Below are 12,321 nucleotides of genomic sequence, written 5' to 3' on the forward strand. Positions count from 1 at the left end.
GTTTATTGAATTTTAAGTATTGTGATTTATGGAAGGAAACAAAAACTTATGGTTAAAGAACCTGTGATGTATGACTATATTGGCTGTTTTTATCCAGAAGGAGGAAAGCTGATATGCAAGCATTTAAAGTTGGGAAATTAGTCACATTCGTTGCAATTATAATACTTCTTGTAGTTGCTATTTTATCTCCTTACAACTTATTTAAAAAGATTTATTTTATTATTGGTGTTCTTATTATTGGCGCAATTTCACTTGGTACAAATAAATTCTTTGAACTGATACACAGTAAATTTAATAAGAAATGATATTACTTATGTGATAAAGAAATTCCTCTCTAAATCCTTAACGATTTAGAGGGGAATTTCTACAATATGATTTTACTGGATTACGTGGAACTAAATTAGTCCATCACCATATTGGTGGTGGTCAAGCTGTTGGTGTTCCGCTGCCACTACATCCTGGTTTTGGAGGGATTCATAACGCAGAAAAATCGATTGGAGCATGGGGGAAAAGATGCAGGATATGTAGAAATGCTTCAGAAATTTATTGAACATCATACATTAGGCGGTAAATAAAAAAATGAAAAATGAAATGAAAAATTGTTTTGATAAAATAATTAGAGAGTGGCAAGATTGTAATAATTCATTGCCAAAATCTTTATGGATAGAAGAAGCAGAGGCTTTTATCTATGAAGGAGAACCAGATATAGAGGGATACGTATTCTGGAAACCGTTAGAAAAAAATATAATTCATGATTTTTCTAATATAGAAAAAGATTTGGGGATACAATTATATAATTCAATTAAAGAATATTATAATTCTTATTGGTTTTTAGACTTAGGAGGTAATTATTTAGGTTATGATTTTGAATTAAATTCTGTTATACCAGGAATTGAACTGCATGATTTTTATGTATCTTTACAAGGGTACCAAGGCGCACATGATAATCAACTGAATAATATTCCTATTGGTATGGAATTCAATGGTCTCTTGGTAGTTGTAGATAATGAAAATGGACAAGTAAAATTAGAAGCTTATGAAAGCGGAAGCTTCGAAGTAATCTGTGATAGTTTAGCAGAATTAATTTTAAATCTTTCATAATCAGGAACCTGGTCGAATACAACTTGTAGATTATCAGATACATCACGATACTGGTCATACAGGTGGATATAAAATTTGAGGAAAAGATAGGGCGGTTTATAATTATGAACAACATTACATGGATTAATGTAAGTGAGAAAAAAGTTACAGATGAACAAATTGAACAATTAGAAGAGTACTTTGGTATTAAATTTCCTAATGATTTTATTGAGTGTGTAAAGAAATATGATGGTGGCTATCCTACTCCAGATACATTCAATATTCCTAATCAGGATGAAGATTCACTTAATAACCTTTTAACCTTAGACTCTGAGAGAAAAATTTCTATGCTGCAAACATATAATAGTATAAAAGATAGATTGGTAGATAAAGTATATCCTTTTGCTAGAGGCCCGTTTGGTAACCTTCTATGCTTTGATTACCGAAATAATCCTCAGTCACCAACAGTCGTATTTTGGGACCATGAGGAAGAAGAAATGGAAGAATCCATCTATCCTGTTTGTTCATCTTTTGCAGAATTACTTGATAGCTTATATGAGTTTGAAGACGAGGACGAATAATTAATTATGAGTAACAAAAGTAAGACTTATGTGAATTACGCATAAGTCTTTTTAATATTATCTCAAAGTTAAGAAGATTGAGGGGGAAAATTCTCATGAATCTAGGGGAGCTAGTTTAAAAGAAATTAAAAGACAATTAAATATACCTAGATTTCAACACCCGATTAGTCAAAAAATGGTACCATTAACAGATAGTAATGGTAAAAGGATATTAAATGATAATAAACAGCCTATTATAACTCGAGAATTTACATATGAAGTAAAAGGTCAAAAAATTATAATTCAAGATCATTCAGAGGGTCATAAGTTTGGAGAAGGTGGAATTGGAGATCAGTCACCGCATCATAATGTAAGACCTGAATACAATACACGAACAGGACAGGTAGATCGTATGGAGGATCATTATTATTTTGAGAAGAGAAATAAAAAATAGGAAGTATAAAAATGATTGATCAATTTAAATTTTTAAATCCACAAGCGTTAATTAGTATTTTTGGGAAAATACCAAAGTTTGAAGAATCAGAGTTATTAGATGTGCGTCTTAAAAGAGATGGTCCTACTTTAGTTATTCAATTGATGACAAAGGAAAATGTTGAAAACAAGCCAAAAAGATGGGATAAGTGGGATGTAATTTATGTAGAGATATCTTTCTTTACTATTCATAATTTAACAATAAAAGGTTTAGGGACAGAAAATATAATTGATTATTTTGAAATAAATACGATAGAAGAAGGTTTATTAAGAATTAAGTGTAAGAATCAAATGTTAGTTGAGTGCTCGTTTGAATGGGCGAAGGTAGAAGGAGTAATCCCAGGCTTAATAGGATTACCGTAATTTTGATGGGAAGTAGATAGTTAATTTTTATAATATTCATATTTTAATGTTTTGGGGTTAAATAAGGAATGTATAAAGGACATTTGAAACGTTGATAGTGTTACAAACATATGAAGCGGAAATTACTAAAATTAAGATACCTAATTATATACCTGTATTAGGTGATTATGATATAAGTTCCAAAGGTGAGATTGTAATAGGTGGGTATGGTTATAGATTCCGCAGGAGTTTCATTTAAGTTTGAGAAGGAAGCGAGATAATAGAATGCGAAAATTTTCAAAAATAGTTATATGTGTTGGTGCGTTAATAATGATTATACTAGGCATGATTGTACATGATACATGGAAGGATAGGATTTATTTTTCTTTAGCTGTACTTTTTGTTACCGTACTTTCTTTACTATGGAATATAGTTGCTCATAATATTATGGATAAATTTAGGGGGAGAGAATGAATAGTTATGAAACTTTTACTGATTGGAACAGTAGCGGGGTGGTTTAATTAACATGAAAAAAAGTCTAGATTTTAATAAGAAAGCTTTTGCACATTATATGGCTCTTTATCCTGTAAATGAAATAAGAGTCCACGTAATTGGTCTTGTCCTTTTGGGGGCAGATGTGTTTGTTCTTTTGCCTGCTTTTGCGAATCCTTTTCGATTACTCTATGTATATGTAGTAACTCCTCCAGTTGTTTTTTTAAATTTGTGGGCGATATGGATTGCTATCAATCCTCGGAAACGACAGTTACAATACACTCTATTTCGAGGAGTATATGGCGCCATATGTTCAGTCGGATTATTAGTTATAACTCAAAAATATGCTTATGAAGTGTTACAATTACAAACTCCCATCTATTTTATTCTTTCATTTGGTTTGTATAGTTTCGCTTTGTATCATTTTTATAAAAATCATATTGAAAAACTTCAGGAACCAAGAAAAAAATCAAAATCATCGAAAGGAACTGGTGGTGTAAAAGTAGCAGCTATTGCAGCTGGATCGGGGCAGTTAATTGCTAATATAATTCTTAGCATTGCAACACAACAGATGGGGGCAATTGTATTTATGTCTGCATGCACAGTGTTTTCGTTTGCTTTGTTTTATATGATTATAGAACTGCATAAGTATTATTATTTACGTAAGCATATAGAAGATGGAGGGAAAATACGTATAGGCTTTTAAAGAGGATTTGTTGCATTTCAAGTGTATAATTGCATTCTTCTTATGGAAGCCATTTACGAGGCTTATAGCAATAAAAGATGTATAAGTGGAAGATTATATTGTGGTAAAACATCTGAAGGAATGGAAATTAGGTTTGTTCTTATTGATGATAAGATTATAGCTGTTTATCCCGTGTATTAAAGAATGTGAGGTACTCAAAAATGAAAGTAACTAATCAGCCCATAGTTAAAAATGTAAGAAAATATAGAGGTAATTGCTAAGAAGCACTCCCCCTAAGTTTCAGATGAAATTAAATAATTGATTATTTACATTTAAATAATCGACTATTTATGCTTTAATATTTATATGTACATAATTGGGATAATTAGGGATTTACATTTAATATGTTTTAAGAAAGGGGAATGTTTTTTATATGGAAACTCCAGAAAATCAATTTAAACGTGCGCTTAATCCTTGGTTCTCCATTTGGACAAAACCACGTGATACAATGAAAGAAATTTTTATATCCAAACCAAAGAATGTGTTTTTACTCATTTTACTAGGCTCATTCGTACAGACTTTAGATCGAGCATCTTCTAAAAATATGGGGGATTCAATAAGTAGTCCAGTTTCAATAATCTCAATGGTTATATTCGGTACCTTCGTTGCTTTCTTAATTTATTATTTTTTGCTACCAGCGTTATTTAATTGGGTGGCAAAAAAACTTGGTGGACAAGGTACCTTTGAAAAAACACGTTACGCAGTTGCCTATTCTTATATCCCTTACGTTTATTCTCTTATATTAGTTTGGGTGCCTTCATTTTTCTTGTTTGGGATAGAAAACTTTACGAGTGAGACACCGAAAATGGAGAGTAGCATAACTTTAACGATTTTGTTTCTTATTTTTGCCATAATTGATATAGTTATTGGAATTTGGACAATCATTATTTCCTTAAAATGTTTAGGAGAAGCACACCAATTTTCAGCATGGAAAGCATTATTAACAATAATAATATCCTTTATGATTATCATTCTTCCTTTAGTAATAATAGTATTTCTTATAGTAGGGGTTACAACTTTTTAATCATTTATTTGCCTCTTATTTATCCAAATGTTTTCTACGCGCTGTTAGTAATTGTTACAGGGGAACAACCACATGATTCGGATGTTCCACTTGGCGAAGCGTATGACCTATATGATCAAATTGATCGCCCGTTTTACGGCCTGTTTTTCTTATTATCAGTGTTAACAGGAATTTGTGAAGGCAAACTTGAAAATCAAATATTAAACTATTAAAACCTTAAGGGAGCTGAGTAGATTATCTTTGTTCGTCTCTTATTTTCCAATTGGAGGCTAATTATTACCAATTGGTTCTGTAGCTCTTATAGAAGAAATTAATCAACCTCTTATGATTTATGGAAGAAAGTAACAACAAGCTGATAATAAATTATGCGATTATGTTTCTTGTCCATATCCTCATGGTAATTTATCAAAAGAATATAATGTGTTTTTTAATCATAATCAAATAATTCATTTATTATTTAAGGGTTTCGAAACAGAGGATGAATTAGAATTAAGAAGTAAATTATCTGAGTTTTAGTGAAAATGGAGAAAATATAATATGATTTTAGGAATTTCATATTCTGATATTTTTCGTATCATAATTATTGTTTTGGTTTTTTTCATTTTTTGGAGATTGAATACTTGGTATAATAAAAAATATAATGTTCCTAAGGTTTTTCAATGGTTTCCTAGAAGATGGGGAAAAAGAAAAGTTTCAGAGCATTTGTCTCAACTAGATAAAAAGTTAGAAGCTGAAGGTAAAGGTATCTGTGTTACAATCTATGCTATTGATTTGTACATTGTAACTATTCCTTGTACAGTAAAAAAATATAAATCTTAATACATATATGTTTATAAAAAAGACCTTTTATTTTAAAATAAAAGGTCTTTTTTATGATGATTGAAATAGTAATTTTAAGTGAATTAAATTTGAAATGTATCAAGAATATTATCTTTTTCTTCTTTATTAATTCCAATATGTTTCAGGGGGATGTGTGGTGTGCTATGGTTAAGAATTTCTTGTAACATAGCAACATCTTTTATTTGTTTATAGAACCAATAGCCGAAGGTTTTTCGCATGGTGTGAGTACCAATGGATTCTACATTGGCAAAATCTCCGGCTTTTTGCAATTGTCGATAATACGTGTTTTTTCGTCATACAAAAACCCCTACATATAAGTAGAGGTTTTTAAATTATATCTTAATGAATTATGCCTTCTTAGATAAAGTAAATCGAGTTCAGATAAACGAAGATTATAGAATACATCATTTTAACTAGATTTATTATTAACTAAATTGTCCCCACCACCAAGCTCTGCCTCAATCTGCGAAGTCTTCGATGACTCATCCATACGCCAATACGTAATAAAGCTGATCGCGATACATCCAGCTACGTAGAAGTAGAATAGTGATTCCATTCCGATACTTTTTAGCCATAATGCGATGAACTCAGCTGTTCCGCCAAATATCGCAACTGTTAGTGCATATGGTAAACCTACGCCAAGTGCGCGAATTTCAGTTGGGAAGAGTTCTGCTTTTACAATTGCGTTAATAGAAGTGTAACCAGTAACGATAATGAGACCGACCATCATGAGTAAAAATGCTACGATTGGTTCTGTCGTTTTTTCCATGAAGAAGAAGATCGGTGCTGTTAGTAATGTTCCAAGAATACCGAATGCCATTAATAATGGGCGACGTCCAATTTTATCGGATAGTAGCCCAGCAATTGGTTGAAGTACGACGAAAATAAGTAGTGCGGCAAAGTTAATCCAGCTTACAACTTCTTTCGGAAGACCGACTGTGTTTACCATGAACTTTTGTAAATATGTTGTGTACGTATAAAATGCAACAGTGCCTCCTAATGTTAGGCCGACTACTGTTAATACTGCTTTCGGGTGTTTCATAAGAGCGCGAACGGTTCCTGCGCTTTCGCGTTTTTGTGATTTTATGTTTGCGAACTGCTCCGATTCATCCATCGTGCGGCGAAGCCATAATACAGCTACTGCGCCCATCGCTCCAATAATGAACGGAATGCGCCAGCCCCAAGCTTTCATATCGGGTTCGCTTAGCAATTGCTGAAGAACAATTTGAACGCCTAACGCAACCATTTGCCCGGCAACGAGCGTTACATATTGGAAACTTGAATAAAAGCCACGGCGACCACTACTAGCCATTTCAGATAAATATGTTGCGGAAGTTCCGTACTCTCCGCCAAGTGATAAACCTTGCAGTAAACGGGCAAGAACTAAAATAATGGGTGCCATAATCCCGATGCTTTCGTAACTAGGGGTACAGGCGATAATTAAGGAACCACCGGCCATAACCGTAATGGAAAGCGTTAATGCTGCCCGGCGTCCGTGCCGATCCGCATAGCGTCCCATTAATAAACTTCCGATAGGGCGCATTAAAAATCCAACTGCGAAAATAGCTGCTGTGTTTAGTAACTGACTCGTTGGATCGCCTTTAGGAAAGAACTCTGCTGAAAAGTAAACAGCGAAAGCAGAGTAAACGTACCAGTCATACCATTCAATTAAATTACCGACAGAACCTTTAAAGATATTGCCGGCGACTCGATTAGATTTTGCTTGAGCCATACTAATTCCTCCTCTTGCTTAGAAATAAAAGGTATATATGAAAGCGTGTTCAATATAGTTGGATTGTACTGTCTACAGAATGAAATCTCAATATTATGACAATTTTATTCTTTTTGTACTTTATGTACATGGAGAGTTTTAATAGTTGCTTCATTATTCGTTTTGTCATAATAATAGAAAAAGGAGATTGATAGTTTTGAATATTTTATCAAAGGATATGAAGTATGAAGAAATCACGCAAAGTGTCATTACAAACGAAAATAGTAAGCTTAATTATTGCGTTAATTTTATTTGTCGTTCTCCTATTAACGGGAATATTTGTTTACATTCAGTCCGTTGATACGAAGCGACAAGTGGAACAGTTAGCACTGCAAACAGCTAAATCTCTTTCTTTTATGCCAGCTATAAAAGAAGCTTTTCAAAATAATGAGCATAAAAGTACGATCCAATCCATTGCGGAACAAGTTCGCGAGCAAGCTGGTGCGGATTATGTAATTGTGGAAGATCGCTATGGGGTTATGTATTCCCATTCTAATTCTGAGTTGATTGGAACAAAGAGTAACAACCCGTATAACTATGAGGCACTTACTTTTGGTGGTTATTATACACTCGAAGGAAATGGTACAAGTGGTCCAGCTTTAATGGCGAAGGCACCTATTATTGTTCATAACGGAGATTACGATCAAGTAGTAGGTGTTGTGACAGTAGAGTTTTTAATAAAAGGTATTGAATCTAACATACTGAGCAGAACGAAAGAAATTATACTCTTTTCCTTAGCTGTATTACTAGCTGGAATTGTTGGTGGTATTCTTTTAGCGCGTAGCATTCGTAAAGATACACTCGGTTTAGAGCCGAATGAAATTGCAGCGTTATACCGGGAACGAAGTGCGATATTACTATCTATAAAAGAAGGAATCATCGCCATTGATCAAAACGGTTTTATTACGATGATGAATACGTCGGCAGAAGAGATGCTTCATGTAAATGGTGATTATATGCAGCAACACATTTCAAAAGTTTTACCAGAATTTAATATGGAAAGAGTGCTAGAAAACGATCAAGAAATCGCGTTTCAAGATAAAGTGTTTATTTTAAATAGGACGCCGATACTTGAAAATAACAGTACGGTAGGCGTTGTATGTAGTTTTAGAGATAAAACAGAACTGCAAAACCTTGTGAATACAATATCTGAGGTAAGAAAGTATTCAGAGGACTTACGCGCTCAAACACATGAATTTACAAATAAGCTGTTCGTCTTATCGGGATTACTTCAGCTAGGACATTACAAGGAAGCGATTGAATTTATTCAGCAAGAATCTAACATTCATCAAAGCCAAAACCATATTTTATTCCATCAAATTCATGATGCGAAAGTACAAGCTATTTTATTAGGGAAAATCGGAACAGCGTCTGAGAAGAAAATCGATTTTCATATTGAAGGAGATAGTGCACTTCATCCGTTACCAGACCATATAAAAGTTTCGCACCTTATTACGATCCTTGGAAACATAATCGATAATGCATTTGATGCGGTGAGTGAACGAGAGGAAAGGAGTGTTTCCTTCTTCGTTACGGATATTGGGCACGATATTGTGTTTGAAGTGATAGATAGTGGAGCAGGGATACCGGTAGAAAAAATTACGACCATTTTTCAAAAAGGGTTTTCAACGAAAGGAAATGATCGTGGTTACGGACTAGCAAACATGAAAGAAATGGTAGATGTACTAGAGGGAACAATTGAAATTCAAAACGAGAAAAATGGGGGAGCTATTTTTACAATTTACCTTCCGAAAACATTGAAAGAAAGTACATGACAAACAGGGGGATGGGCATATGTTGAAGGTTGCAATTGCAGAAGATGATTTCCGCGTCGCGCAAATTCAGGAAGAGTTTTTATCAAAAATAAAGGACGTAAAAGTGATTGGAAAAGCATTGAATGCGAAAGAAACGATGGAATTACTACAAAGGGAAGAAATTGATTTACTTCTATTAGATAATTATTTACCAGACGGAATTGGAACCGACTTATTACCACAAATCCATGCTGATTTTCCAAACGTTGACGTCATTATGGTTACTGCGGCAAATGAAAACCATATGCTAGAAAAAGCAATTCGAAACGGCGTAAGCAACTATCTTATAAAACCGGTCACGTTAGAAAAATTCGTTCGCACAATTGAAGACTATAAAAGAAAGAAGCAATTATTACATAGTAACAATGAAGTGAATCAAGCACTTATCGATAACTTCTTTGGCCTTTCGCAAACACAAGACATAAAAAACTTACCGACAGGTGTAGATCCGTTAACACTGCAAAAAGTGAAAGGGATTATAAAAGGATTCGAAGAGGGCATTACAATAGAAGAAATGGGCGAACAAATGGGGGCCTCCAGAACAACCGCAAGAAGATATTTAGAATACTTAGTAGCGACCGGCGAATGCACAGTAGAGTACACATACGGCATTATCGGACGACCAGAACGAAAATACCGAATAGGAAGAGGACTATGAAAAAACGATTATTACTATGTATATGGATCATGACAGGAGTAATAGCAGGTTGTTCCTCGGAAGAATCCCATATGAATAAAGTGAACATCGACAAAGTAGAAATCGTTGCGCCGAACGTTCAAGGAGCTGGATGGGACTTAACAGCACGGGCGATGCAAAAAACACTAACAGAAGAAAAAATCTTCACAAAACCAATCACTGTCACAAACAAAGTAGGTGGCAGCGGTGATGTCGGATGGAAATATACGAAACAAAAAGGTGGTCACGTACTGGCGATTAACTCAAGCTTACTCATAACGAACAACCTACTAGGCCACAGTAAACTAACATATAAAGACTTCACCCCGCTCGCAACATTAGCATCGGACTGGGAAGTTGTTGTCGTATCAAAAGACTCAAACATAGAAAACGCAAACGAACTAATGAAACAACTAAAACAAAACAAGAAAAACTTCAAAATCGGAGTTGCCCCCGGCCTAGGAAACGACGATCACCTATCCTTCGTACAAGTAAGCAAAGCATTCGGCATAAACCCAGCCGAACTACAATTCTTCGTCTACGAAAATAAAGAAAAAATCATAAACGCCCTAACGAACAAACAAATAGGCGCCGCAACCATGACCCTATCCGAAGCCGAAAAACAATACAAAGCCGGCAAAATAAAAATACTAGCCGTATCCGCACCAAAACGTCTAGACCGACTACCAGAAATCCCAACATGGAAAGAACAAGGAATCAACGTCATCTTCCAGCACTGGAAAGGAATCATGGGACCGAAAGATATGACAGAGGAAGAGGTTGCTTATTGGGATGGTGTGATTAAGAGGATGGTGGAGAGTGATAGTTGGAAGGGGATTTTGAGGGAGCGGGGTTGGGAGAGTTTTTATAAGGGGAGTGGGGAGATGAGGGGGTTTTTGGAGGAGAGTAGTGGTTGGTATGGGGGGATGGTTGGTGGAGCTAAAGTTGATAAGTAATTTTAGGGACCTCTACTGATGAAATATTGATATCATTTTTAGTATATTTATTTAGAATTTTAAATAGAGAGTATTTAGTTCAATAAGTTTTTATATAGATTTTTCCTCTTATGATAATAATCAATTATCATGGTTTTATAGTTTAAGATAGAAAGGGAAATCTAAAGAGGAGTATAATTGAACTGAATGTTAAAACATTAAAGGTGTAGGACGGGGGAATTATGATGATACATACTTTAGTAAGGGGACAAAAGATAGACGTCACAAAGAATCATCCAGAGATGAAAGGATTACTGGTAGATTTAACTTGGGATGCCCCGATAAATATGGATGTAGATGCATCAGCTTTTTTAGTAGGTTTTAATGGGAAAATTACTAAAGAAGAGGATTTCGTTTTCTATGGACAACCTTATTCTAGTTGTCGATTTGTTCAATTAGATCAAAATATCACAAATGGAAGTAAACAAAGATTTTCAATAGATTTTACTCATATAAAAGATGACGTACAAAAGATTGTATTTTCGATTACAATTCATAATGCCGAAGAGAAGAAACAGGCGCTACGAGATGTTACACATATTCAATTGAAAATAAGCAACGCACAATCAGGATTAGAAATTATTCATTTTCCTATCACACATCCATTTACAGATGAAAGTGCCATTATTGTTGGAGAGCTGTATCGACATGGGGGAGGATGGAAGTTCAATCCTATTGGAGCTGGCTATTTTGGTGGGTTAGCTGCATTGTGTAAAAATTTTGGGATAGAAATCGCAGATGATGAAAAACAAACTGCTCCCCCTGTAGAGAAGAAAATAGTTCCTACTCCGCCTCCAGTACAAAAAACTATTAATGTAGTGAAGGTTGAATTGAAGAAAAAACAATCTATAAATATACAAAAATCTAAAATGGTAACGGCTACTTTAGAATGGGAAACAAATAAAGATTTAGACTTATACTGTTTTTACGTAACAACTAATGGAGAAATAGGAAAGGTTTATTATAAAAATCTAGGTTCGTCTAAAGTCTCTCCGTATATTGTGTTAGATGGTGATTCGCAAGAGCCAGGAAAAGAAACAATTCGTATTTACCGACCAGAAGCTTTAAAATATGTTTTATTTGCTGCGTATAGTGCTGTCGGAAATGGAATAGGTAGTTTCTATTCTATGAGGGCTAAAGCTGTTGTCGATAATCATATGGGAAGCGTTGTAACAGCACCGTTATTAGAAATAAATGACCATGCTTATTGGGTGTGTATTGCTCATATTGATTTTACCAATTCAAATGAGATGAAAATTTCACATGTAGAAAGCTACTCAAAAGACCATTCAGAGGCTTCACCACTATTGTATGAGAACGGGAAATTCCGAATGGATGTAGGGCCAATTGAATTTAAAAATGAAGAGGATTATCAGAAGTATTTTAAGTGAAAATGAAGAAACAACTGATTTCGCATAGGTGGAATTATTGTTAAATATTGTATATAACGTGTATTAATTTTAACGATATATATTAAATGGATTATATCT

13 protein-coding genes and 5 pseudogenes are annotated in these 12,321 nt (G+C 34.3%); 16 read left to right on the forward strand and 2 right to left on the reverse strand.

Going from position 1 to position 12,321, the window contains the following annotated elements; all coding sequences use genetic code 11:
• Positions 1-9 precede the first annotated feature (9 nt).
• From MHB52_RS04930 to MHB52_RS04985, 12 genes and pseudogenes are all read left to right on the forward strand, one after another.
• Positions 10-102, forward strand: a pseudogene (locus MHB52_RS04930) (DUF4176 domain-containing protein); the annotation flags it as partial.
• An 11-nt stretch (positions 103-113) separates the two neighbouring features.
• Positions 114-305 carry a hypothetical protein gene (locus tag MHB52_RS04935; protein WP_001147554.1) on the forward strand — a complete coding sequence of 64 codons (192 nt, stop codon included), beginning with the start codon at positions 114-116 and terminating at the stop codon, positions 303-305.
• A gap of 104 nt (positions 306-409) precedes the next feature.
• Positions 410-550, forward strand: a pseudogene (locus MHB52_RS04940) (hypothetical protein); the annotation flags it as partial.
• Positions 551-579: 29 nt separating this feature from the next.
• The gene (locus MHB52_RS04945) at positions 580-1,101 is read left to right on the forward strand and encodes a SecY-interacting protein Syd (protein ID WP_000787238.1); all 522 of its coding nucleotides are present in this window, start codon (positions 580-582) and stop codon (positions 1,099-1,101) included.
• Positions 1,097-1,180, forward strand: a pseudogene (locus MHB52_RS04950) (HNH endonuclease); the annotation flags it as partial. The gene MHB52_RS04945 and the pseudogene MHB52_RS04950, both read left to right, overlap by 5 nt.
• A 25-nt stretch (positions 1,181-1,205) precedes the next feature.
• Complete coding sequence (locus MHB52_RS04955) at positions 1,206-1,661, forward strand: SMI1/KNR4 family protein (protein ID WP_061664140.1); 456 nt, start codon at positions 1,206-1,208, stop codon at positions 1,659-1,661.
• Positions 1,662-1,836: 175 nt separating this feature from the next.
• Entirely contained in the window at positions 1,837-2,094 is a 258-nt protein-coding gene (locus tag MHB52_RS04960; protein WP_061664139.1) for an HNH/endonuclease VII fold putative polymorphic toxin, read from the forward strand.
• An 11-nt stretch (positions 2,095-2,105) separates the two neighbouring features.
• Complete coding sequence (locus MHB52_RS04965) at positions 2,106-2,495, forward strand: immunity 50 family protein (RefSeq protein ID WP_016078029.1); 390 nt, start codon at positions 2,106-2,108, stop codon at positions 2,493-2,495.
• A 505-nt stretch (positions 2,496-3,000) separates the two neighbouring features.
• Positions 3,001-3,672 carry a hypothetical protein gene (locus MHB52_RS04970; protein WP_061664138.1) on the forward strand — a complete coding sequence of 224 codons (672 nt, stop codon included), beginning with the start codon at positions 3,001-3,003 and terminating at the stop codon, positions 3,670-3,672.
• Between the two features lie 412 nt (positions 3,673-4,084).
• Complete coding sequence (locus MHB52_RS04975; RefSeq protein ID WP_000449724.1) at positions 4,085-4,735, forward strand: Yip1 family protein; 651 nt, start codon at positions 4,085-4,087, stop codon at positions 4,733-4,735.
• A 324-nt stretch (positions 4,736-5,059) separates the two neighbouring features.
• A pseudogene (locus tag MHB52_RS04980) lies at positions 5,060-5,251 on the forward strand (DUF4176 domain-containing protein).
• A 21-nt stretch (positions 5,252-5,272) separates the two neighbouring features.
• Positions 5,273-5,554: a hypothetical protein gene (locus MHB52_RS04985; protein WP_061664136.1), complete on the forward strand. Its 282-nt coding sequence runs from the start codon at positions 5,273-5,275 to the stop codon at positions 5,552-5,554.
• An 83-nt stretch (positions 5,555-5,637) separates the two neighbouring features.
• On the opposite strand, the pseudogene MHB52_RS04990 reads toward MHB52_RS04985, so the two are convergent.
• Positions 5,638-5,853: pseudogene (locus tag MHB52_RS04990) on the reverse strand (tyrosine-type recombinase/integrase); the annotation flags it as partial.
• Between the two features lie 131 nt (positions 5,854-5,984).
• Positions 5,985-7,307 (reverse strand): MFS transporter, encoded by a 1,323-nt coding sequence (locus tag MHB52_RS04995; RefSeq protein ID WP_061664135.1) that lies wholly within the window; start codon positions 7,305-7,307, stop codon positions 5,985-5,987.
• Positions 7,308-7,531: 224 nt separating this feature from the next.
• On the opposite strand from MHB52_RS04995, the gene MHB52_RS05000 reads away from it, so the two are divergent.
• The 4 genes from MHB52_RS05000 to MHB52_RS05015 all read left to right on the forward strand — a co-directional run bounded on the left by MHB52_RS05000 (position 7,532) and on the right by MHB52_RS05015 (position 12,222).
• Complete coding sequence (locus MHB52_RS05000; protein ID WP_061664134.1) at positions 7,532-9,121, forward strand: ATP-binding protein; 1,590 nt, start codon at positions 7,532-7,534, stop codon at positions 9,119-9,121.
• A gap of 19 nt (positions 9,122-9,140) precedes the next feature.
• Entirely contained in the window at positions 9,141-9,818 is a 678-nt protein-coding gene (locus tag MHB52_RS05005; RefSeq protein ID WP_061664133.1) for a response regulator, read from the forward strand.
• On the forward strand, positions 9,815-10,792 hold the full coding sequence (locus tag MHB52_RS05010) for a tripartite tricarboxylate transporter substrate binding protein (protein WP_061664132.1): 978 nt from the start codon (positions 9,815-9,817) through the stop codon (positions 10,790-10,792). The genes MHB52_RS05005 and MHB52_RS05010 overlap by 4 nt, the downstream gene beginning before the upstream one ends.
• Before the next feature lie 224 nt (positions 10,793-11,016).
• A complete protein-coding gene (locus MHB52_RS05015; RefSeq protein WP_061664131.1) occupies positions 11,017-12,222 on the forward strand; it encodes a TerD family protein in 1,206 nt (401 codons plus the stop codon).
• The last annotated feature ends 99 nt before the right edge of the window (positions 12,223-12,321 follow it).

It is taken from the genome of Bacillus sp. FSL K6-0073 (assembly GCF_038006085.1).
Classification (GTDB): Bacteria; Bacillota; Bacilli; order Bacillales; family Bacillaceae_G; genus Bacillus_A; species Bacillus_A cereus.

What these genes read in the sequence shown, in the direction of transcription:
- MHB52_RS04985 (WP_061664136.1), top strand. Translation starts at nt 5,273, where the DNA reads ATGATTTTAGGAATTTCATATTCTGATATTTTTCGTATCATAATTATT.
- MHB52_RS04995 (WP_061664135.1), bottom strand. Translation starts at nt 7,307, where the DNA reads ATGGCTCAAGCAAAATCTAATCGAGTCGCCGGCAATATCTTTAAAGGT.
- MHB52_RS04960 (WP_061664139.1), top strand. Translation starts at nt 1,837, where the DNA reads ATGGTACCATTAACAGATAGTAATGGTAAAAGGATATTAAATGATAAT.
- MHB52_RS04965 (WP_016078029.1), top strand. Translation starts at nt 2,106, where the DNA reads ATGATTGATCAATTTAAATTTTTAAATCCACAAGCGTTAATTAGTATT.
- MHB52_RS05015 (WP_061664131.1), top strand. Translation starts at nt 11,017, where the DNA reads ATGATACATACTTTAGTAAGGGGACAAAAGATAGACGTCACAAAGAAT.
- MHB52_RS04970 (WP_061664138.1), top strand. Translation starts at nt 3,001, where the DNA reads ATGAAAAAAAGTCTAGATTTTAATAAGAAAGCTTTTGCACATTATATG.
- MHB52_RS05010 (WP_061664132.1), top strand. Translation starts at nt 9,815, where the DNA reads ATGAAAAAACGATTATTACTATGTATATGGATCATGACAGGAGTAATA.
- MHB52_RS04945 (WP_000787238.1), top strand. Translation starts at nt 580, where the DNA reads ATGAAAAATGAAATGAAAAATTGTTTTGATAAAATAATTAGAGAGTGG.
- MHB52_RS04975 (WP_000449724.1), top strand. Translation starts at nt 4,085, where the DNA reads ATGGAAACTCCAGAAAATCAATTTAAACGTGCGCTTAATCCTTGGTTC.
- MHB52_RS05000 (WP_061664134.1), top strand. Translation starts at nt 7,532, where the DNA reads ATGAAGAAATCACGCAAAGTGTCATTACAAACGAAAATAGTAAGCTTA.
- MHB52_RS04955 (WP_061664140.1), top strand. Translation starts at nt 1,206, where the DNA reads ATGAACAACATTACATGGATTAATGTAAGTGAGAAAAAAGTTACAGAT.
- MHB52_RS04935 (WP_001147554.1), top strand. Translation starts at nt 114, where the DNA reads ATGCAAGCATTTAAAGTTGGGAAATTAGTCACATTCGTTGCAATTATA.
- MHB52_RS05005 (WP_061664133.1), top strand. Translation starts at nt 9,141, where the DNA reads ATGTTGAAGGTTGCAATTGCAGAAGATGATTTCCGCGTCGCGCAAATT.